This is a genomic window from Rhodovibrio sodomensis, assembly GCF_016583645.1.
In the GTDB taxonomy this organism is placed as follows: domain Bacteria; phylum Pseudomonadota; class Alphaproteobacteria; order Kiloniellales; family Rhodovibrionaceae; genus Rhodovibrio; species Rhodovibrio sodomensis.
Genome location: NZ_NRRL01000037.1, coordinates 1 through 19,646, shown reverse-complemented (window position 1 = coordinate 19,646; position 19,646 = coordinate 1). Strand labels below are relative to the sequence as shown.

Genomic DNA, 19,646 nt, shown 5'->3' with positions numbered 1-19,646 from the left:
CGCAGCGCACCCACCCGGTTCTCGCCAGCCGCCCCGCCCCGGTGCTAGACCAGTCACCAACACCGAGAGAGAACCGGTCTGGGGAGGCCTGGCGCCATGCTGCCCGACGTGCAGGGCTACGACGCCCTGGTCCGCGATTTCCGCTGGCAGGTGCCCGATCGCTACAACATCGGGGAAGCCTGCTGCGACCGCTGGGCGGCCAAGACGCCGGACGCCCCGGCGCTGATCCAATGGACCGACGGCGGCGTGCAGGCGGTCAGCTTCCGCACGCTGCGCCAGCGCGCCGACCGGCTTGCCAATGCCCTGCACGGCCTGGGCGTGCGGCCCGGCGACAAGGTCGGCATCCTGCTGCCGCAGTGCGTCGAGGCGGCGGAAGCGCATATCGCGGTCTACAAGCTTGGCGCGGTCGCGATCCCGCTGTTCACCCTGTTCGGGCCGGACGCGCTGGCCTACCGCCTGGCCGACAGCGGGGCAACCGCGCTGATCGGCACGGCCGAGGGCTTGCGGACGGTGCAAGCCCTCGGCGACCAGCTGCCGGCGCTGAGCCACTGGATCGCGGTGCACGGCGAGGCGCCCGGCGCGCACGGCTACGAAGCGCTGCTGGCGCGGGCGCGCGACCGCTTCCAGGCGGCCGACACGGCCGCCGACGATCCGGCGGTGGTGATCTACACCTCCGGCACCACCGGTAATCCCAAGGGGGCGCTGCATGCCCACCGCGTGCTGCTGGGCCATCTGCCGGGTGTGGAGTTCCCGCACGAGCTGTTCCCCAAGCCGGGCGACCGCTTCTGGACGCCCGCCGACTGGGCCTGGATCGGCGGGCTCTTGGACGTGCTGCTGCCCGCGCTCGCCCACGGCGTGCCGGTGGTGGCGCACCGCTTCGCCAAGTTCGATCCGGAACGCGCGCTCGCGCTGATGGCGGCGACGGAGGTGCGCAACAGCTTCATGCCGCCAACCGCGCTCAAGATGCTGCGCCAGGTCGACCGGCCGGCCGAGCGGTTCGGCGTGCGCCTGCGCTCGATCGGCAGCGGCGGCGAGACGCTAGGCGCGGAACTGCTGGACTGGGGCCGCGGCGCGTTCGGGCTGACGATCAACGAGTTCTACGGCCAGACCGAGTGCAACCTCGTCGTCGGCAACTGCGCCGGGCAGATGGCCGTGCGCCCCGGCGCGATGGGCCGGCCAATCCCCGGCCACACGGTGGCCGTGCTGGACGCCGACGGCCAGCCGCTGCCGCCCGGCCAGGAAGGCCGCGTGGCGATCAAGTCCCCCGACCCGGTGATGTTCCTGGAATACCTGAACAAGCCGGCGGCGACCCGGGCCAAGTTGACCCGCGACACCAGCGGTGGCGACTGGCTGCTGACCGGCGACACCGCCACGTCCGACGCCGACGGCTACCTTTGGTTCGTCGGCCGCGACGACGACGTGATCACCAGCGCCGGCTACCGGATCGGCCCCGGCGAGGTGGAGGACTGCCTGGGCGCGCATCCGGCGGTGGCGATGGCCGCGGTCGTCGGCGTGCCGGACGCGCTGCGCGGCCAGCGGGTCAAGGCGTTCGTCGTGCTGAACCCCGGCGAAAGCCCGTCCGACAGTCTGACCCGAGCGCTGCAGGACCACGTAAAGACCAGGCTCGCCGCCCACGAATACCCGCGCGAGATCGCCTACGTCCCGGCCCTGCCGCTGACCGCCACCGGCAAGATCAAGCGCAAGGACCTGCGCGAGCAGGGCACAGCGGCGTGTCCGACGGGGTGAGGGGTAGCTAACTCATCCCTCTCCTCCACTGGGAGACACTTTTGCACGCCGCTTTCGACCCCCCGTCAGGCGTCCTTCGACACGGCCGCGATGCGGCCTGCTCAGGATGAAGCTGGAGTTTGTAAATTGATAGGAAGATCAGAAGCTTAAAAACATTGACTTCATCCTGAGCAGCCGACCGCAGGTCGGCGTGTCGAAGGACGCCTGACGGGTATAGCCACCACCGTGCAAACGTCTCTCCACTGGGAGGAGAGGGGACCCGCCGATGCGCCCTGCCTGCACGCCCGCATCCGATTGATCCGCGCGAAAACGCGCCCCATCCCCCTGGGCGGATGGATCGGCTAGGCTAGGCTTATCGATTGGCGGCGCGACCACCCCGGAACGAGACGGACGGTCATGGCGGACAGCGATACCACGACAGGCGCGAAGAAACAGCAGAGCAAGACCGGCCAGCCTAGCCGCAAGCCGGTCCTGGTGTTCGGGGCGGGCGGCTACATCGGCCGGCACCTCGTCCCCGCCCTGTTGGCGGAAGGCGAGAAGGTGCGCGCGGCCGGGCGCCGGCTGGCGCCGCTGCAGGCGGAGGGCTGGCAAGGCGTCGAGCTGGTGCAGGCGGACGCGCACGACCCCGACACCCTGCCCAAGGCGCTGAACGGCGTCTCAGTCGCGTATTTCCTGGTCCACTCGATGGCCGACGGCGCCGACCTCCCGGAGCGCGAGCGCCGCGCTGCCGCCGCGTTCGCGCACGCCGCCGAGAAGGCGGGCGTCGAGCGGATCGTCTACCTGGGCGGCCTGGCGCCCCGGGACGCGGCGTCGACCCACCTCGCCTCGCGCGTCGCCACCGGCGCGGAGCTGCGCCGCGGCCAGGTGCCGGTGAGCGAGCTGCGGGCGCCGGTGATCGTCGGGCCCGGCTCGGTCGCCTTCGAGGTGATGCGCGACCTCGCCGCCTACTTGCCGGTGATGGTCACGCCCAAGTGGGTGCGCGCGCAGTCGCCGCCGATCGCGCTCGACGATCTGCTGGGCGACCTGGTCGCCCTGCCCCGGCGCACCCCGGCGGACAACACGATCTACGAAACCGGCGGGCCGGAGCAGCTGAGCTACGAGCGCATGCTGCGGATCATCGCGCGCGAGCTGGGCCGGCCGGAGCCGATCATCATCCCGGTGCCGTTCATGTCGCCGGAGCTGTCCAGCTACTGGCTGGCGTTCGTCTCCGCCACGCCGAGCGACGTGGCGCGGGCCCTGATCGGCGGGCTGAAGCACGACCTGTCGGCCGACGACGCCCGCTTACGCCAGCGCATCCCGCGCGACCCCATGCCGTTCGACGAAGCCACGCGACGCGCTTTCGAGCGGGAAAAGCAGTTCACCGCCCACGACCGCTGGCGCGAGGGCGCCTTCAACCTGCGCGGCGAGCGGCACGACATCGGCTATTACGCCAAGAAGATGGCGCGCTCGGCGACCACAGGCGTGGACGCGGAGACGCTGTGGCGCACGTTGTCCGACATGGGCACGCGGGAAGCCGGCTACTTCTTCCTGTCCAGCCTCTGGGAGCTGCGCAAAGGTGTCGACCGGCTGCTCGGCGGCAAGCCCGCAGGGCGCCGACGGCCGGGCCGCGATCCGGAGCCGGGCGAGCGGTTCGACATGTGGGAGGTGCTGGCGGTCGACCGGCCCCGGCGCCTGACGCTTAAGATCCGGGCGGTCGTGCCCGGGCGCGGCGGGCTGGAGTTCGAGATCGACAAAACCTCGGACGGCCACAGCCGCCTGACCGCGACGATGTACTGGCATCCCGCGGGCGCGCCCGGCCTGCTCTACTGGTACAAGCTGGGCCCGCCGCATGCGCTGCTGCTGCAGGGCATGGTCGCGCGGATCTGCCAGCGCGCGGAAGCGAGCGCGGAAAGCAGCCGCCCCCCGGCGCACCCAGGGCTGCGCCCAAGCCCGTCGCGGTGAGGCCGCACCGGCTCGCCCACACAAGCGGATCGAGCCACGGGATGACACCGCCACCCGGCATGGCCTAAGCCGGGCAACGGCTTACCTTGTCAAACACGCGAACAATTCGGGAGACCGAGCTAAAGATGAGCGACAGCAACGCGCCCTGGACCCAGCCGATGCCCCAGGAACAGTTCCAGCGGATGCGCGACATCCTGGCCGCGCCCAGCCCGGTCGGGCTCGAGGGCGCGATGACCTACGGCGTGCTGAAGCCGTATTTCGACTCGTTCGCGCCGACCGGCTGGCACGTCCACCAGTTCACCGGCCACGCCGGCATCGTCCTGGACAGCCATCCGGGCGAGGACGAGCGCTTCAAGATCATGGTGATCGGCCACGCCGACAAGATCCGGATGCAGGTGCGCTCGATCGGCGAGGACGGCAAGATCTGGATCAACAGCGACAGCTTCCTGCCGACCGCCCTGATCGGGCACGAGGTCACGCTGTTCAGCGAAAACCCGGACGCCCCCGGCCAATACCGCCGGATCGAGGGCGGCACGGTCGAGGCGGTCGGCGCGATCCACTTCGCCGATCCGTCGGTGCGCTCCGGCGACAAGGGGATCAAGAAAGAGCAGCTCTACGTCGAGCTGCAGATCCACGGCGACAACAAGAAGCAGCAGGTCGAGAACCTGGGCGTGCGCGCCGGCGATTCGATCCTGCTCAACCGCCCGATCCGCCACGGCTTCAGCCCGGACACCTTCTACGGCGCCTACCTGGACAACGGGCTGGGCTGCTTCGTCGCCGCGGAGGCCGCGCGCCTGGTCGCCGAGGCCGGCGGTCCGAAGAAGGTGCGGATGCTGACCGCGATCGCCAGCTACGAGGAGATCGGCCGGATGGGCAGCCGCGTCATGGCGGGCGAGCTCGAGCCGGACGCGATCATCGCCGTCGACGTCAACCACGACTACAAGGCGGCTCCCGGCGTCGGCGACAAGAAGTTCAACCCGCTTGAGATGGGCAAGGGCTTCACCCTGTCGGTCGGGTCGATCGCGAGCGAGCAGCTGAACGCGGTGATCGAGCAGACCGCCAAGGACCACGAGATCCCGATGCAGCGCGACGTCTGCGGGGCGGATACCGGGACCGACGGCATGGCCGGCGTGCTCGCCAGCGTCGACTGCGCGGCGACCTCGATCGGCTTCCCGATCCGCAACATGCACACGATCTCGGAAGCCGGGAACACCCAGGACGTGATCGCCGCCGCGCACGCGGTCGCCAAGTCGATCCAGGCGCTCGACGCCCGCGACGACGGCCGCGAGAAACTGCGCGCGCAGTTCCGCAACAACCACCCGCGCCTGGATACCGCCGAGCCGCTGCGCCACCAGGGCAGCGAGAAGCCCAAGGACACGGGCAAGGAGGAGTAAGCCCGGCGGGTGAACCGCCCGACGCCGGAGCCCCTGCACGGCGGCTTCGACACCTGTTGCCGACCCGTCGAGATGCCCAGCGCTGCTGGGCATCCCGGGATCGGGTTACGGGGTTTTTTCCATACGATAACGTAGCCCGATCCCGAGGCGCCGCGCTGAGCTTGTCGACCGGACGCGTCTGGGAGCATGCCCACGCGTGGTGCCGCATCAGGGACGAAAGGCCCGGACACGGGCCGGTCCACCCGGCGGCCGGCAAGCGGCCGGTCAGGATGCGTCGACGTGCTCTCTCAGGCCCGCGGCGATCTCGGCCGGGCCCGCCTCGTGCTTGAAGTTGGCGACGTAGCCGCCCGACGGGCCGATCAGCAGCATGTAGGCGGAGTGGGCCATCATGTAGTCGCCTTTCTCATGCCGTTCGGGCGCGTCGCCGCCGAAGTAGGTCTCGGGCATGACCTTCTCGTGATACACCCGGAACGCGTCGGCCGCGGCGCGGAGCTGCGCCGGGGTGCCGGTCAGGCCGACCAGGCGCGGGTGGAAGTTCTCGACGTAGGCGGCCATCGTGACGACGTCGTCGCGGGCCGGATCGACGGTAACGAAGACAGGCACGACCCGCTCAAGCTTCGCCGGCGCGGCGTCGGCCAGGCGGTCGAGCGCGCGGCTCATATCCATGAGCGCGCTGGGGCAGACGTCGGGACAAGAAGTGAAGCCGAAGAACAGCAGCATGTAGCGGCCGCGGAAGTCCTGGTCCGTGACCGTCTCGCCCTCGGTGTTGACCAGCTCGAACGGCCCGCCGATCGCGGCCTCTCCCCGGGTCGCGTGCGCGCCGCCATCGGACGCTTCAGTCACCACCCAGGCGGTCACGGCGCCCGCGACCACCCCGACGATCGCGACCAGCGCGATCAAACTCCGGCGCAACGCCAACATCCCAGTCTCCCGAGTTGAGCGACCGCCAGGGCGAACCGGCACGGCCGGCCTTGCGGTCCAAACGTGACGCCGACCTTACGGGGTTATCGAGAACAGCGTATTACCGGACGGACGGGCCGCCGCGGTGATCTCGGCGATCGCCGCCAAGTCTCCGGTCACCCGCAGCCACGGGTCGCTCGCAAGCTCGGCCAGCAGGGCCCGCGGCGGCACGGGCGGGGATTCGTCGGATGCATTCGCGGCGCGGTCGTTCGCGCTCATGCCTCGACGAACCCCTTCTCCGCCAGGTCGGCCAGCATCGCGCGCACGTCGGCCAGGATGGTGTCCGCCGGGGCGTCGTACTCCGCGGCCAGCTCGTCGGCCAGCTGGCCGAGGCTGCGCGCGCCGTCCAGACGCCGCAGCACCGCCACGGCCGTCTCGTCCAGCACCAGAACCCGCTCGGGCGCCAGCAGCACCGTCTGCCCGCGCGCCCGGTCGTCCTTAAGCCGCACGCCGGAGGCCAGCCGCGGCACACTCTCGGCGGTGAACCCGGGCGCGGTCATGCCGCCTCCGGCTCGAACGCGCCGGGCGGGACGTGGCCGGGCGCGACGTAGGCGTGGTGCAGGGCGTCCAGCATCGCCCACAGGACGTCGCACTTGAACTTGAGCGCCCGGATCGCCGCCGTTTGTGTCTCCGGCGTACGGGCGTGCTGCTTGACGTAATCGAGCGCCCAGTCGGCGTCGCGCGGGGCCTGGGTCAGGCGCGCGTTGAAGTAGGCCAGCGTCGCCTCGCTGACGAAGTCGTAGTTCGCCAGCATGCCGGAGACGCGCTGCGAGATGATGCTGGGCGAAAACAGCTCGGTCAGCGAGCTGGCGACCGCCTCCAGCAGGCTGCGCTCGGCCACGAAGCGGACGTACGCCTCGCAGGCGAAGCGGGTCGCCGGCAACGCCAGCTCCTGGCTGCGCACGGCCGCGACGTCGAGGTCCAGGCCCTCCGCCAGCTTGAGCCAACGGGCCAGGCCGCCGTCGCCCGGCGCGTCGCCATCGTGGTCGACCAGCCGGCGGCGCCATTCCCGGCGCAGTTCGGGATCGTCCGTGCGCGCGATCAGGGCGGCGTCCTTGCGCGGGATCGCCGCCTGGTAGCAGTAGCGGTTGAGGGCCCAGGCCTGCACCTGCCCCTTGGTCAGCTCGCCGGCGTGCAGCAGGCGGTGAAACGGGTGATGGACGTGATAGCGCTGCTCGCCCAGCCGGCGCAGCGCGTTGTCCAACTCGTCCGGGCTATAGCTCCGGCCCTCGGCCTGCGGGTCCGGGATCGGCGGAAACGGGTTCATGCCTCGAACTCCATGCCGTCGGCCGCGACGTCCCAGCCGGCCGCCTCCACCGCGGCGCGTTCGTGCGTGTCGGCGCACAGGATCGGGTTGGAGTTGTTGATGTGCACGTAAACGCTCCGCTTGATGCCGAGCCCGGCCAGCGCCGCCAGGCTGCCGTCCGGCCCGGCGACCGGCATGTGGCCCATCCGCCGGCCCGTCTTGTGGCCCAGACCGGCGGCGCGCATCTCGTCGTCGCGATACAGCGTACCGTCGAAGAACACCAGATCGGCCCCTTCGAGCCGGCGCGCGGTCGCCGGATCCAGGTCCGCGCAGTTCGGCACGTAATAGACGCGGGCGTCGCTGCCCGGCTGGATCAGCCGAACGGCCACGGTGTCGCCGGCCGCCCCGGCGTAGTCGCCCGCGCCGCGGCCTCGCTCCTGGTAAAGCGGGACCTTGCCCGGCACGGCGAACGTCTCGACCGTCAGCCCGATCTCCGCGCCGGCGCCGTCGAGGATCGGCGTGCGAACGTCGAGCGGCAAGTCCCGGCGCGTCACCGCCTCCGGGTTCAGGACCTGGAAAATCGGGTTAGCGTCCAGCGTGGCGTGCAGGCGTGCGTGCGCGTACAGGCTGAACGGCCAGCCCTCGCGCAGGTTGATCAGGCCGCCGGTATGGTCGACGTCGCCGTTGGTCACCGCGACCGCGGCGATCGGGCTATCGCGCAGGCCGGCGTCCGCGCGCGGGTGCAGGGCCGGGGTGTTCTGGATCTGCTGGCGCAGGTCCGGCGAGGCGTTGAGCACCAGCCAGCCCGCCCCGTCCGCCGACACGGCGAGCGAGGATTGCGTACGCGCCGGCGCCGCCGGGTCGCCCGTGCGCGCCCGCCGACAGTTGCCGCAGGCACAGTTCCATTGCGGGAACCCGCCGCCGGCCGCCGCGCCCAAGACGATCAGATGCACGATTGGCGGTCCGTAACAGGGCTGCGTCGCGGACGGACCCGGAGAGGTCCGTCCGCGACGCGGCACGCCTAGGGCGATGTCGCTGACGGTCGGGTCGACCTTCCGCGTGGATTTCGCCCCAAGCTCTTCACGACAAGGCAAGAGGCACGCGGGCGGTGCGTAAACCGTCCATGATCTTGCCCCAGAGCTACATGCTTGAAGGCCGAAACGGCCGTCGAGCTGAATGTAGCTCTAGCTTTTTGAAGCTAGGGAAGGATTCAGCTGAAAGGTGATTCCGCCTTTCAGCATCTTGCCCTAGCGCGCGCTCTCCGCGCAGGCGTAGGCATTGATCTCCATGCCCACGGCGATCTCGTTGACGCGCGGCTTGGACCAGACCTTCTTGGCGCCGTTATCGGCGGATCTACGCTTCATGGCGTGAAACCTCCCTTGGGACGTTAGCCGGTCCGTCTCGACGACCGGGTTGATTAGTGTGCGCGACGTCCCGCGGCGGTACAAGCCCGCTCCGGCGGATCGCGCACTTGGGGGCCGTGCCGGGGATCACTGGCACGGTTTCAGGCTGGCATAGTACGCCGCCAGATCGCTGATGTCCTGATTGCTCAAGTCCTTGGCGACGATACTCATCTGCGCCGCCGGGCGCCGCCCGGAGCGGAACGCCTTCAGCTGCTGCTCGAGGTAAGCCGCCTTTTGCCCGGCGAGATTTGGGTAGATGGGCATAATGCCCTGCCCATCCTTGCCGTGGCAGGTCCGGCAGCCGAGCTCCTTGGTTTTCTCCAGGCCCTGCTCGACGGACCCTGCCAGGGCCGGTGGCCCGGCCAACAGGAGACCTGTGAGCAGCGCGGCTGACACACGCATCAATAGGCTTCTCCACGTCACGGTGCGGCCGCCGGAGCGCGGGCACGCCGCCGCACGGGACGGCGCCCCGGCTTCGCGGTCCAAAGCAGGACGGCGGAAGCGGGCTCAGCTTCCGCCTCTTGCCCTATCCCTCGTAGTGGATCCGATAGATCGCACCGGTGAAGTCATCGGAGACCAGCAGCGAGCCGTCCGGCAACTGGGCGACGTCGACGGGCCGGCCCAGGTACTCGTCGTTCTCGGTCAGCCAGCCTTCGGCGAACGGCGTCTTGGAGACGACGTTCCCCTCCGCGTCGACGTCGACGTGCATCACCCGGGCGCCGACCGGCTCCTTGCGGTTCCAGGAGCCGTGCTGGGCGACGAACAGGTCGTTCTTGTAGCTGTCCGGGAACTGGCTGCCGGTGTAGAAGGTCAGGCCGAGGTTCGCCGTGTGCGCCTGGAACGTCAGTTCCGGGAACACGACGCCCTCAGGCGGCTCCTTGTCTTTCCACGGCTCGGTCCGGGTGTCGCCGCCGCCGTACCAGGGGAAGCCGAAGTGCTGGCCCTTCTGGGTCGCCTTGTTCAACTCGCCGGGCGGGATGTCCGGCCCCATACCGTCGACCTGATTGTCGGTGAACCACAGGTTGCCGGACTCAGGATGGTGCTCGACGCCGACCGAGTTCCGGATCCCGTGGGCGTAGACCTCCCAGCCGGAGCCATCCGTGTTCAGCCGCACGATCGTACCCTTCGGCTCCATCGGCCATTGATCCGGCGACGGGACGTTGTAGGGCTGGCCGATCGACATATAGAGCTTGCCGTCCGGGCCGTGGCTCAGCACGCGGAAGGCGTGGTTGAAGTACTCCTCGTCGCGCGGAAAGAACTTATTCTTCACGATGCCGACGGCCGGATCCTTGCCCTCGTAGAAGAACTCGGCGGCCGGAAAGGCCCAGAGCCGATTGTGGCCGGCGACATACAGAATCCCCTGGTCGTCGAACGCGACACCGTTGGGAAACTTGAAAGGGATGCCCGGCGCGAACTGCTTGACCTCGTCGCCCACCCGGTCCTTGTCGCGGTCGGTTACGGTCCAGACCCTTTCCTTGCGGGTTCCCACGAACACCACCGCGGTGTTGGGCCCGACCGCCATGTGACGGGCGTCCGGGACGACCGCATAGAGACTGATTTCGAAGCCGTCCGGCAGCTTGATCCGCTCCAACGTCTTGCGGATGTTGGCGGCCCGCTCGGTATCCTGCGGCACCATTTCGGGTTCGGGCGCTTCGGTTATTCTGAAATCCTGCAGCTTGTCCAAGGTCTCCTGGACGTTGCCCTGTGCCAGGGCCGTGCCGCCCGCGAGCAGCGTCGACGCGGCCATGGCGGCTGCAAATCCAAGGCGTGTACCCATGAGTGATCCTCCCCAGGATCGAATTCTGGTGAGCGTATGAGCCGGCCGGGTTTGTTGTTCGTGCTCTCCACGGCTCTCGGCTTTGCGCCGACCGTTGCCGGCACCCCCCGTTGCGTTTTTATCCAGACAGTGTGTCGGGGCGGTCGTGAACCATAGGCGCGCTTTCAGGCGCCATGCAAGCATGACCCCCGCCGCTGGTCTGGTGGCAAGACCTCTCAAGGCGGCATTAGAGCAAAATCGATGAAGGTCAAGTCGCCCCTCATCGTGAATTTTGCTCTAGCTGCTTGAAGAAAGAGCAAGATTCAGCTGAAAGGTGGCTTCACCTTTCAGCATCTTGCTCTAACGCCCCGCTGGCCTCTTCAAGCGTTCAGATCCCGCAGCAGCCGGCCGTAGCGCCGGGTTTCGCGCAGCACCTCCTGCAGCGTGGTGAAGCCGCGGCCGCGCAGCATCGGGATCATGGCGCACAGGGCGGCGGCGGTGGCTTCGGCATCGCCCATGGCGGTATGCCGCCGGTCCGCCGGGATCTCGATCCCCAGCCGCGCGCACAGCGCGTCCAGGCTGTGCGCCTCGTTGGTGCCGAACAGCACCGCCGAGAGCAGCACGGTATCCAGCACCGGATGGTCGAAGCTGGCGCCGATCGCGGCTTCCTGGCGTTTCAGGAAGGCCAGATCGAACGGCGCGTTGTGCGCCACCAGGACGGCGTCGCGGGCGAAGCCGTGCAGCCGGGCCACCGCTTCCTGGATCGACGGCGCGTCGGCGACCTGGTCGTCGGTGATGCCGTGCACCCGGCTCGCCTGCTTGGGAATCCTTCGGCCGGGATCGACCAGCGTATCCATCGTCTCGGCCGCGATCGTCCGGCCGTTGACCACGCGCACCGCGGCGATCTGGACCAGTTCGTCGCGTGCCGGCTCCAGGCCGGTGGTCTCGGTGTCGAACACCACGAACGGGATGTCGCCAAGCGGCCGGTCCGCAAGCGTCCCCGCCCCCTGGCGCTCCAGCAGCTCGAAATCGAACACCAGCGGCCGGGCGGCGCTGGGCGACAGGCCGGCGGCCGGCTGCTCCAGGATCAGCATCTCGCCGAACCCGCGCGCCAGCGGCTTCAGACGCACCCGCACCGACACCTCGCCACGCGTCCCGGGCGCGTCGAAGGCGACCTCGCCGCCGGTTTCGGAGGCGTCCCGGCGCGCGGCGTCGAGCGCCGTGCGGTCCAGGTAGTCGACGATCGGGGCGCCCAGGCGCGGCGGCGCGATCTGCGCCAGGACCACGCTCGCCTGGGCGTCGTACAGCACGATCCGGCCGCTCTGGCTGACCAGCACGACGGCGATCGGGATCTCGCTCAACAAAGCGGTCAGCCACTCGCGCTCGGCCTGCAGCCGGGCGGTCGCCGCGTCCACGCCGCCCGCCTGTTCGCCGCCCAGCCGCTCCGCCAACGCCTGCGCGGCCGGCCCCAGGTCGCCCAGGTAGCGGGCGTTCAGGTCGGCGACCTGCCCGGCCCCGGCGTGCGCCCGCGCGCGCATTTGCGAGGCCAGGCGCTGCACCGGCTTGGCGACGTTTTCGTCGAACAGCAGCCAGACCAAGACGGTGAGGCCCAGGACCGCGAAGCCGGCGACCACCCCGGCGGCGACAAAGCCGTTCAGGGTGTCGGATTGCCCGGCGTAGCGGTAGCCGAGCACCAGCCCGACCGCGAGCGCGGCCAGGATCGCCCCCGCCAGCAGGGCGAACAGCAGGAAAATCCGCACCCGCAGGCCGATGCGCGGAGGCATCAGCGGGTGTCCATCAAGACAGGTCCGCGCAGCTGGCGCGCTGGACCGGATCGTCGGCGGCGACCTTATGCCAGTTGACATTGGCAAGCTCGCCGTCCGGACCGAAGCCAACCGCCCCGGTCAGGCGGGCGCGCAAGCCGCGCGCGCAGTCGACCACGATGGTCGCCTGCCGGGGTTGCTGCCAGCGGCCGTAGAACAGCAGCTGCACGATCCGCTGCCCGGGCCGGTCCGGATGCGTGCGGATCGAGGCCCGGTCGATCGCGGCGAACCGGTCGACGTAGGGGAACAGGTAAGTCCAGGGCCGGTACATTTCCTGCGACCGGTGGACGTTCGCGACCACCACGCCGTCCGGCAGACTGTCGCGCGTGCGCTCGTACCATGTGTATTCGTTGACGATGGTCACGCCCAGCATCGCGGCCCCAGCTGCGACCGGCACGAACCAGCGGGCCAGCCAGCCCCGGGTCAGGCGGCGCAGCAGGATGGCGACACCAGCGGCGCCGACCGCGGCGCTGATCGTCGCGATCAGTTCAAACAGCATGGATGCCCGTCATCTCCCCAGCGGGCCGGCGCCTTGTTCCGGCGGCGCGTGCGTGCCCGTTCGTCGCCGGATTTCAGCCTAACCGACGCCGCGCCCATGGCCGAGGGAAGATTGCAGTCCCTTGACCACGACGAACGCATCGCGCAGGTGGCTGCGCTCCAGTTGCGGCAGCTCCTCGGGAGCCATGTAGTTGTCCGGCGGCGCACCCTGCTCGACCCGGCGGGCCTGATGGCGCAGCCGGGTCTCCGCGATCGTGTCGTAAGCCGCCAGCAGATCCTCACCGCCCTGCTGGCTGATCAACTTCGCCGCGCCGGCGGCTTCCAGCCGGGCGCGCGTGTTGACCGGCTTGAGCCGCCCCTGCAGCGCGTAGATCCGCGCCAGGTCGACCACCGGCACGACGCCGGCATGCTTCAGGTCGAGCTGGCGCTTGTGTTCGCCCGAGCGGATGGTGGCGAAGCCGCGCAGCAGGCCCAGCGGCGGCGTATGCTTGAGTGCGTTGGACGCCAGGTGGGCGACGAAGATACTGTTCTTGCTGGCCCGCTTCAGCGTCTCGCCGTGCAGCCCCTCGAACAGCTCGAAGGCGCCGCCGATCGGGCGCAGGTCGAACATCACGCTCGCCAGCATCTGCGCTTCCGGGTTGGGGGCGTCGATCCAGTCCCGGAAATAGCCGCGCCAGACCCTGAGCGGCTGGCGCCAGCGGGGGTTGGTCGCCATCATGTCGCCCGGGCAGTAGACGTAGCCGATCGCGTGCAGACCGTCGCTGACGAACCGGGCGAGCTGCTCGAAATAGGCGTCGTCGGCTTCGCTCACGCTGTCGTCCAGCATCAGGCAGTTGTCCTGGTCGGACACGCCGGTCTGCTCCTGCCGCCCCTGGCTGCCGCAGGCGAGCCACAGGTAGCGCACCGGCGGCGGGCCCAGCTCACGTTCCGCCAAGGTCAGCAGCCGGCGGGTGGCGGCGTCGGCGATGTCGGTGATCAGGCGAGTCACCGTCTCATGGCGGTGGCCCAGGCTGACCAATTGGGACAGCAGCTGCGGGATGCGGGCGGTCACCGGGACCATCTCGGCCGCGCTTTGGGCGGTCGCGACCTCGCGCACCAGGGTCGCCGACGACAACGCCTGGAAGCGCATCAGGTCGGTCTGGGTGACAACCCCCAGCAGCTTGCCGTCGTCGACGATCGGTATGTGGCCGATGCCGCGCTCCTGCATGGCGTGCAGCACGTCGGAGCCGATCGCGCGCGGCGACAGATGCAGCGGATCGGCGGTCATGACCGCGCGCACCGGGGTGTCGGTCGGCAGGTCGCGGGCCACCACCTTGCCGGTCAGGTCGCGCACCGTGACGATCCCGGCGAGCCGGCCGTCCTCGACCACGCACAGCGACGAGATCCGCCGCTCCGCCATCAGTTGGGCCGCCTCGCGCACCGGGGTGTCGGGCGTGCAGGTAACCGGCGTGCCGCCCATCAGCGACGATACCCGCGAGGTGCCGAGGTCGTCGCTGTCGCGCCGTCGCCGGCCGGAGCGGTCGAAGAACCGCCGGGCGGCCGCGTTGTCGGCGATCATCGCCTGGAAGTCGGCGCGCGGCAGCACCAGCACCCGGGTGTCGCGCACCGCCTTGGCGGAGGTCACGGCCTTGCCGTCGCGCAGCAAGCCGCGCTCGCCGAACGAGTTGCGCGGCCCCAGCAGCGACACCGGCGCGTCGTGGGCGTCGCGCACCTCCACCTCGCCGGCATAGATCAGGTACAGCCCGTCGAGCGGGTCGTTCAGGGCATAAATTGCGGTCTCGGCGTCGTAGTCGCGCTGTTCGAACCGCCGGGCCAAGTCCGCCAGCGCCGTATCGTCCAGACTGTCGTAGGGATGGACCGAGCGCAGGAAGGCGAGCAGGCCGTCTTCCGACAGCGCGGGCGTCTCGGTCATCGAAGCTCTCCCATGCCGGCCGCCTGGCCGGCGATCCATCGCATGCCGGCCGCCTGGCCGGCGATCCATCGCGGGCGAAGACGGGCCAGGGCACGCTCGCCCCGGCCCGCCGGCCGCACCGTCTTTGGCGCCAGGGCAGGATGCTGAAGGAATCACCTTTCAGCATCCTGCCCTTGCTTCAATCAGTGATCCGCCTGGGCCGCGGCCGCCCCGCGGGGCGAGCGGACACTGTCGACCAGATCCTTGATCTCCTGCGGCGTGTCGGCGGTCGCCTTGGAGACGGTGAACGCCACGACGAAGTTGACCAACGCGCCGACCGCGCCGATCGCGGTCGACTTCAAACCGAACAGCGAGCCCGCCACCGTGTCCGGGAACTGGTTCGTGTCCGGGATGAAGAACCAGCCCTTGTGCATGAACACGTAGACCAGGGTGAAGATCAGACCGGACAGCATGCCGGCGACCGCACCCCGGTTGTTCACCCGCTTGGTGAAAATGCCCATCATCAGCACCGGGAAGATCGACGCCGCGGCGATGCCGAAGGCGAGCGCCACCGTCTCCGCCGCGAACCCGGGCGGGTTCAGCCCTAGATAGGTGGCCACCACGATCGACGCCGCCATCGCGACCCGGGCGCTCAACAATTCGCCCTTCTCGCTGATGTTCGGCGCGATCGCGCCGCGCACAAGGTCGTGGGAAACCGCCCCCGAGATCGCCAGCAACAGGCCCGCGGCCGTGGACAGGGCGGCGGCCAGACCGCCTGCGGCGACCAAACCGATCACCCAGCCGGGCAGGTTGGCGATTTCCGGATTGGCGAGCACCAGGATGTCGCGGTTGAACTTGGTAAGCTCGTTGCCTTCCCAGCCGTTCTGCGCGGCAATCTCCTGCATCCGCGGGTTTTGGTCGTTGTAGTACTGGATCCGACCGTCGCCGTTCTTGTCCTCGAAGCCGAGCAGGTTGGTCTCCTGCCAGGTCTTCATCCAGTCGTACTTGGGACTGGTCTGGATGGTCTCGATCTGCACCGCCTGGCCGTCGGTCCCGTTCGGCCACATCAGGTCGGTGATGTTGAGCCGGGCCATCGCGCCCACCGCCGGGGCGGTCAGGTAGAGCAGCGCGATGAATACCAGCGCCCAGCCGGCCGACAGGCGCGCGTCGGACACCTTGGGCACGGTGAAGAAGCGGATGATCACGTGCGGCAAGCCCGCCGTGCCGATCATCAGCGACAGCGTGAACAGCACCATGTTCAGGGTATTGCCGCCGTGGGCGGTATACTTGTCGAAGCCGAGGTCGGTGATGACGTCGTTCAGCCGCGCGAGCAGCGGCTGCCCGCTCGCGGTATGCTCGCTGAACAGGCCGAGCGGCGGGACCGGATTGCCGGTCAGTTGCAGCGAGATGAACACCGCCGGGATCGTGAACGCGAGAATCAGCACGATGTACTGCGCCACTTGGGTGTAGGTGACGCCCTTCATCCCGCCGAGCACGGCGTAGAAGAACACGACCGCCGCGCCGATCAGCAGGCCGGTGGTGTTCGACACCTCCAGGAAGCGCGAGAACGCCACGCCGACACCGGTCATCTGGCCGATCACGTAGGTGATCGAGGCGACGATCAGGCATAGCACCCCGACCATCCGCGCGGTCGGGCTATAGAAGCGTTCGCCGATGAACTCCGGGACCGTGAACTTGCCGAACTTGCGCAGGTAGGGCGCCAGCAGCATGGCCAAGAGCACGTAACCGCCGGTCCAGCCCATCAGGTAGGAGCTGTTGTCGTAGCCGACGAAGGCGATCAGGCCGGCCATCGAGATGAACGAGGCGGCGGACATCCAGTCGGCTGCGGTCGCCGCTCCGTTGACGATCGGGTGAACGCCGCGCGAAGCGGCGTAGAACTCGGCTGTCGAGCCGGCGCGCGCCCAGATCGCGATCCCGACGTAGAGCGCGAAGCTGGCGCCGACGAACAGCAGGTTGATGACGTATTGATCCATGATGAGGTGCCCGCCCTACTGCTCGTCGAGGTCGTATTTACGATCGAGTTTGTTCATCTGATACGCATAATTGAAGATCAGCACGATGAACACGAGGATGCTGCCCTGCTGGGCGAACCAGAAGCCGAGATCGGTACCACCGACCTCGATGCCCTTGAGAAGCGGCCGCAGCAGAATCCCGAACCCGAACGAAACGAGCGCCCAGACCAGCAGGCTCCAGACGATGATACGTATGTTGGCCCGCCAGTACTTCCGCCGGGCCTCCTCGACCGAGCCGACTTTGGGCTCGTTGCGCGATGACATGAGCTACCTCCCCTGCCGTGTGCGACGTATTGGAAGACGCAGGAACACGCCGCCGGCGTTGCGTGCGGCGTATCCGACTTTTTCAGTCTCTTCGAAGCAAGACGTTCCCAGCGCCGCGCAGAAGGTAGACAACACGCCGCGGGTAAGCAATTCGGCTTGCGTGCGGGCGCGCGGAAAAGGTGGATTTGACGCACGCCGCCGGTGTGTGGGGCCCGCCGCGTCGCCGTCTCGCGCGGTTGTTTCGGGCGCGGTTGTTTCGGGCTGGCCCGCGCCGGTCGTCGGCACCTCGGGGCGGAACGGGGCCAAAGCCGCAAAAAAGCCCGGCCGCCGAGGCGACCGGGCTCCTTCAGGCCAACCGTCCGGCGACGGTTAGTTCGGCATCTCGCCGGTGATCCAGAAGTTCACCAGATCCGGATGGTTCTCGACGTACTGCTTGGCCGCCGTCGGATAGCCCTTGCGCTCGCCAACATCCATGCCGGCCTGCACGTCCTCCAGCGGGATCGAGATCCGGTCGAGCATCTCGTAGACGTTCGGGAACTCCCGGTAGAAGCCCTCGCGCGCCAGGATGTCCGCGCGCTCGATGCTGCCCAGGACGCCCTTGGGATCGTCGATGTAGCGCAGATCGAACCGGCCGAACTTCCAGTGCGGGCTCCAGCCGGTCACGACGATCCACTCCTCGTTGCTGATCGCACGCTTGAGCGCGGCCGTCATGCCGCTGCCCGAGGAGACGACCAGGCGGTAGCCGGCGTCCTTCAGCCCGTACTCGTTCATCGCGTCCTTGGACAGGCGGGTCAGGCCGGCGCCGGGGCCGATGCCGATGATCTGGCCGTCCAGCTTTTCCCGAATCTCCTCGGACTTCAGGTCCTGGATCGAGCTCAGCTGATCCTCCGGCACGTAGTCCGGCACGATCCAACCCAGCCGCGCGCGGCTGTAGATCGGCCCGATACTGACGGTGTCCTGGGACACCCTATCGTAATAGTCGGAGTGCGTTTCCGGCAGCCAGGCATCAGTGTGGAAGTCGAGATCGCCGGACGCCACCGCCTGATACACGGCGGCCGGATCGGCCTTCGTCATCTCGACCTCCTTACCCATCTTCTCCTGCACGATGTACTCGACGACGTGCGAGGTGAAGAGGGCGTCGGACCAGTTGAAATAGCCGATCTCGACGACCCCGTTGTCCTCGGCCTGCGCCGCGCCCGCCGTGCCGACGGCCATCGCGAGCGCCAGGCCAGCGCTGGTCAGTTTGTTCATCTCTCGGCCTCCCTATTCGTTGGGCTGTTCGTGGTTGCGTCGGGGGGCGCGCGACAAAACTTCGCTGCCGCACGCCGATCCAACCGCTTCCCACGCGGCGTGTGCTCACGCGGCAGTAGAGTGGGGACGATGAACCGAGCGTCAACCGTCAATTGCCGCGGATGCGCGATTCACCGGCAAGCATTTATCGATTTGCGCCCCGTCGTCCTGGCTGCCGCGATCGCGTTCGACCGAACGGTTTATATCGTAATGCTGAAATACGGGCGCGGCGTCGACGCCGCTTTCCGAATCGCGGCCCGAGAATATTTTCCGACCTTCGTTTGCGCGTCCAAAGCCGCGCGTCCGACAAGCGCGAAACCGGTCGTACATCGGCTTGAGCGCCCGGTTTGGCGCCTGCGGAACCGGTTGCCCCCGCCACAGCCCGGGCGCGAGGACGTTGTCGCGAACAGGCCCCTTGCGGTGTCGTTCGCAACCGCGGCTGAGCGGTTCCCGAGGCGTCCGCGACCGCACCCACCGACACCCGATAGCTGCCGTGAATTCCCAAGAGGCAACGGGGAACATCCAGCGGCCAGCGGCGTTTCGTCGCGCCGGGCTATACCGGCAAAGGCGCGGGTGTGGGCCACCCGCGCCTCTTCGATCAGCCGTATGGGCCGCCGGGCCGCCCAGCCCATGGCGAGCCGGCCCGGCGCCTTGCCCGCTTCCCGTCCCGCGGCATGGCCGGCCTGAGTAGGCCGGAATGGAAATTTACAACTGAGCGCCAAACGCCTGTCCGATCGGCTTACAGTCGGCCTCGGCATACACTTGCATTCAAATCGTGCGCGGTGCGTAGCCGGTTGAAAAGACGGAAACTTCGTCTTTGGCCCGGATCTTGCTCCAAAATCTTTTGACCCGAAGCGATCTGTAACCCGCGGGGCTTGGGCGTGCGCCCGAAGACCCACGCGTTCCCGATCGTCGAACGGCGAAGTTCCCGACCTCTCGACAACAAGGAGGAGTGCCGCCCGTGCCGGACGCGAGGGGGGACGCCGCGCGGCGTTCGACCAGCGCACGAGACGAGCCAATCGGACCCCAGGGAGAACTGCAATGTGCATTCGCAAGCTGCTGTATGCCTTGATGGCCTCGACGTGTCTGATCGTGCCGGCCAAGGCTGCAACCATCACCGTCGACACGGACGCCGGGACGATCAACGGCGTCGCCAGCGGCGGTAGCTTTAACGGAACGCCGTTCACGACGCAGGTCATCGGCAACGTCATGCGCTTCCAGTTCGCCGGCGACCTCACGATCGACGACGACGATCGGGTTGTCGGGACCGGCAGCCGCGGCGCGTCCTTCTTCGCCGGCAACAACGCCAACATCGGGGCGCGGGTTACGTTCGACTTCAGCGCCATCGGGGCCACGCCCGGCGCTGGCGGCGGCAGCGGCGGGACCGCCGGCGCCGCGGCG

At 68.8% G+C, this 19,646-nt stretch carries 18 protein-coding genes; 4 read left to right on the top strand and 14 right to left on the bottom strand.

Features of this window, described 5'->3' with window-relative positions; translation table 11 throughout:
* Positions 1 to 96 precede the first annotated feature (96 nt).
* The 3 genes from CKO28_RS13865 (at position 97) to CKO28_RS13855 (ending at position 5,081) form a co-directional block, all read left to right on the top strand.
* Positions 97 to 1,746 carry an acyl-CoA synthetase gene (locus CKO28_RS13865; RefSeq protein ID WP_200341385.1) on the top strand — a complete coding sequence of 550 codons (1,650 nt, stop codon included), beginning with the start codon at positions 97 to 99 and terminating at the stop codon, positions 1,744 to 1,746.
* 396 nt (positions 1,747 to 2,142) lie between these two features.
* A complete protein-coding gene (locus tag CKO28_RS13860; RefSeq protein ID WP_200341384.1) occupies positions 2,143 to 3,687 on the top strand; it encodes a DUF2867 domain-containing protein in 1,545 nt (514 codons plus the stop codon).
* Between the two features lie 125 nt (positions 3,688 to 3,812).
* Positions 3,813 to 5,081, top strand: a complete 1,269-nt coding sequence (locus tag CKO28_RS13855; RefSeq protein WP_200341383.1) for a M20/M25/M40 family metallo-hydrolase — start codon at positions 3,813 to 3,815, stop codon at positions 5,079 to 5,081.
* Positions 5,082 to 5,345: 264 nt separating this feature from the next.
* Here the strand turns inward: CKO28_RS13855 and CKO28_RS13850 are convergent, their stop codons facing one another.
* The 14 genes from CKO28_RS13850 to CKO28_RS13785 all read right to left on the bottom strand — a co-directional run bounded on the left by CKO28_RS13850 (position 5,346) and on the right by CKO28_RS13785 (position 18,206).
* On the bottom strand, positions 5,346 to 6,002 hold the full coding sequence (locus CKO28_RS13850) for an SCO family protein (protein WP_200341382.1): 657 nt from the start codon (positions 6,000 to 6,002) through the stop codon (positions 5,346 to 5,348).
* A gap of 75 nt (positions 6,003 to 6,077) precedes the next feature.
* The gene (locus tag CKO28_RS13845; RefSeq protein ID WP_200341381.1) at positions 6,078 to 6,260 is read right to left on the bottom strand and encodes a hypothetical protein; all 183 of its coding nucleotides are present in this window, start codon (positions 6,258 to 6,260) and stop codon (positions 6,078 to 6,080) included.
* Positions 6,257 to 6,541, bottom strand: a complete 285-nt coding sequence (pqqD, locus tag CKO28_RS29615; RefSeq protein ID WP_200341380.1) for a pyrroloquinoline quinone biosynthesis peptide chaperone PqqD — start codon at positions 6,539 to 6,541, stop codon at positions 6,257 to 6,259. Before pqqD ends, CKO28_RS13845 begins: the two co-directional genes overlap by 4 nt.
* Positions 6,538 to 7,308, bottom strand: a complete 771-nt coding sequence (pqqC, locus tag CKO28_RS13835; RefSeq protein ID WP_200341379.1) for a pyrroloquinoline-quinone synthase PqqC — start codon at positions 7,306 to 7,308, stop codon at positions 6,538 to 6,540. Before pqqC ends, pqqD begins: the two co-directional genes overlap by 4 nt.
* The gene (gene pqqB, locus CKO28_RS13830; protein ID WP_338050132.1) at positions 7,305 to 8,240 is read right to left on the bottom strand and encodes a pyrroloquinoline quinone biosynthesis protein PqqB; all 936 of its coding nucleotides are present in this window, start codon (positions 8,238 to 8,240) and stop codon (positions 7,305 to 7,307) included. Before pqqB ends, pqqC begins: the two co-directional genes overlap by 4 nt.
* 294 nt (positions 8,241 to 8,534) lie before the next feature.
* The gene (pqqA, locus tag CKO28_RS13825; RefSeq protein ID WP_200341378.1) at positions 8,535 to 8,651 is read right to left on the bottom strand and encodes a pyrroloquinoline quinone precursor peptide PqqA; all 117 of its coding nucleotides are present in this window, start codon (positions 8,649 to 8,651) and stop codon (positions 8,535 to 8,537) included.
* A gap of 126 nt (positions 8,652 to 8,777) precedes the next feature.
* Positions 8,778 to 9,092 (bottom strand): c-type cytochrome, encoded by a 315-nt coding sequence (locus tag CKO28_RS13820; RefSeq protein ID WP_200341377.1) that lies wholly within the window; start codon positions 9,090 to 9,092, stop codon positions 8,778 to 8,780.
* 124 nt (positions 9,093 to 9,216) lie between these two features.
* Positions 9,217 to 10,467, bottom strand: coding sequence for a PQQ-dependent sugar dehydrogenase (locus tag CKO28_RS13815; protein ID WP_200341376.1), 1,251 nt, complete (start codon positions 10,465 to 10,467; stop codon positions 9,217 to 9,219).
* Positions 10,468 to 10,826: 359 nt separating this feature from the next.
* On the bottom strand, positions 10,827 to 12,230 hold the full coding sequence (locus CKO28_RS13810) for a 3'-5' exonuclease (RefSeq protein ID WP_242480562.1): 1,404 nt from the start codon (positions 12,228 to 12,230) through the stop codon (positions 10,827 to 10,829).
* A gap of 13 nt (positions 12,231 to 12,243) precedes the next feature.
* Entirely contained in the window at positions 12,244 to 12,768 is a 525-nt protein-coding gene (locus tag CKO28_RS13805; protein ID WP_200341374.1) for a hypothetical protein, read from the bottom strand.
* A gap of 78 nt (positions 12,769 to 12,846) precedes the next feature.
* Positions 12,847 to 14,679, bottom strand: a complete 1,833-nt coding sequence (locus CKO28_RS13800) for a DUF294 nucleotidyltransferase-like domain-containing protein (protein WP_242480561.1) — start codon at positions 14,677 to 14,679, stop codon at positions 12,847 to 12,849.
* Between the two features lie 182 nt (positions 14,680 to 14,861).
* The gene (locus CKO28_RS13795) at positions 14,862 to 16,652 is read right to left on the bottom strand and encodes a sodium:solute symporter family protein (RefSeq protein ID WP_200341373.1); all 1,791 of its coding nucleotides are present in this window, start codon (positions 16,650 to 16,652) and stop codon (positions 14,862 to 14,864) included.
* A gap of 15 nt (positions 16,653 to 16,667) precedes the next feature.
* Positions 16,668 to 16,955, bottom strand: coding sequence for a DUF4212 domain-containing protein (locus tag CKO28_RS13790; protein ID WP_200341372.1), 288 nt, complete (start codon positions 16,953 to 16,955; stop codon positions 16,668 to 16,670).
* 369 nt (positions 16,956 to 17,324) lie between these two features.
* On the bottom strand, positions 17,325 to 18,206 hold the full coding sequence (locus CKO28_RS13785) for a glycine betaine ABC transporter substrate-binding protein (RefSeq protein ID WP_200341371.1): 882 nt from the start codon (positions 18,204 to 18,206) through the stop codon (positions 17,325 to 17,327).
* A 1,080-nt stretch (positions 18,207 to 19,286) separates the two neighbouring features.
* On the opposite strand from CKO28_RS13785, the gene CKO28_RS13780 reads away from it, so the two are divergent.
* Positions 19,287 to 19,646 (top strand): hypothetical protein (locus tag CKO28_RS13780; RefSeq protein WP_200341370.1); only part of this gene is annotated, 360 nt, incomplete at its 3' end.

What these genes read in the sequence shown, in the direction of transcription:
- CKO28_RS13865 (WP_200341385.1), top strand. Translation starts at nt 97, where the DNA reads ATGCTGCCCGACGTGCAGGGCTACGACGCCCTGGTCCGCGATTTCCGC.
- CKO28_RS13860 (WP_200341384.1), top strand. Translation starts at nt 2,143, where the DNA reads ATGGCGGACAGCGATACCACGACAGGCGCGAAGAAACAGCAGAGCAAG.
- CKO28_RS13855 (WP_200341383.1), top strand. Translation starts at nt 3,813, where the DNA reads ATGAGCGACAGCAACGCGCCCTGGACCCAGCCGATGCCCCAGGAACAG.
- CKO28_RS13850 (WP_200341382.1), bottom strand. Translation starts at nt 6,002, where the DNA reads ATGTTGGCGTTGCGCCGGAGTTTGATCGCGCTGGTCGCGATCGTCGGG.
- CKO28_RS13845 (WP_200341381.1), bottom strand. Translation starts at nt 6,260, where the DNA reads ATGAGCGCGAACGACCGCGCCGCGAATGCATCCGACGAATCCCCGCCC.
- pqqD (WP_200341380.1), bottom strand. Translation starts at nt 6,541, where the DNA reads ATGACCGCGCCCGGGTTCACCGCCGAGAGTGTGCCGCGGCTGGCCTCC.
- pqqC (WP_200341379.1), bottom strand. Translation starts at nt 7,308, where the DNA reads ATGAACCCGTTTCCGCCGATCCCGGACCCGCAGGCCGAGGGCCGGAGC.
- pqqA (WP_200341378.1), bottom strand. Translation starts at nt 8,651, where the DNA reads ATGAAGCGTAGATCCGCCGATAACGGCGCCAAGAAGGTCTGGTCCAAG.
- CKO28_RS13820 (WP_200341377.1), bottom strand. Translation starts at nt 9,092, where the DNA reads ATGCGTGTGTCAGCCGCGCTGCTCACAGGTCTCCTGTTGGCCGGGCCA.
- CKO28_RS13815 (WP_200341376.1), bottom strand. Translation starts at nt 10,467, where the DNA reads ATGGGTACACGCCTTGGATTTGCAGCCGCCATGGCCGCGTCGACGCTG.
- CKO28_RS13810 (WP_242480562.1), bottom strand. Translation starts at nt 12,230, where the DNA reads ATGCCTCCGCGCATCGGCCTGCGGGTGCGGATTTTCCTGCTGTTCGCC.
- CKO28_RS13805 (WP_200341374.1), bottom strand. Translation starts at nt 12,768, where the DNA reads ATGCTGTTTGAACTGATCGCGACGATCAGCGCCGCGGTCGGCGCCGCT.
- CKO28_RS13800 (WP_242480561.1), bottom strand. Translation starts at nt 14,679, where the DNA reads ATGACCGAGACGCCCGCGCTGTCGGAAGACGGCCTGCTCGCCTTCCTG.
- CKO28_RS13795 (WP_200341373.1), bottom strand. Translation starts at nt 16,652, where the DNA reads ATGGATCAATACGTCATCAACCTGCTGTTCGTCGGCGCCAGCTTCGCG.
- CKO28_RS13790 (WP_200341372.1), bottom strand. Translation starts at nt 16,955, where the DNA reads ATGTCATCGCGCAACGAGCCCAAAGTCGGCTCGGTCGAGGAGGCCCGG.
- CKO28_RS13785 (WP_200341371.1), bottom strand. Translation starts at nt 18,206, where the DNA reads ATGAACAAACTGACCAGCGCTGGCCTGGCGCTCGCGATGGCCGTCGGC.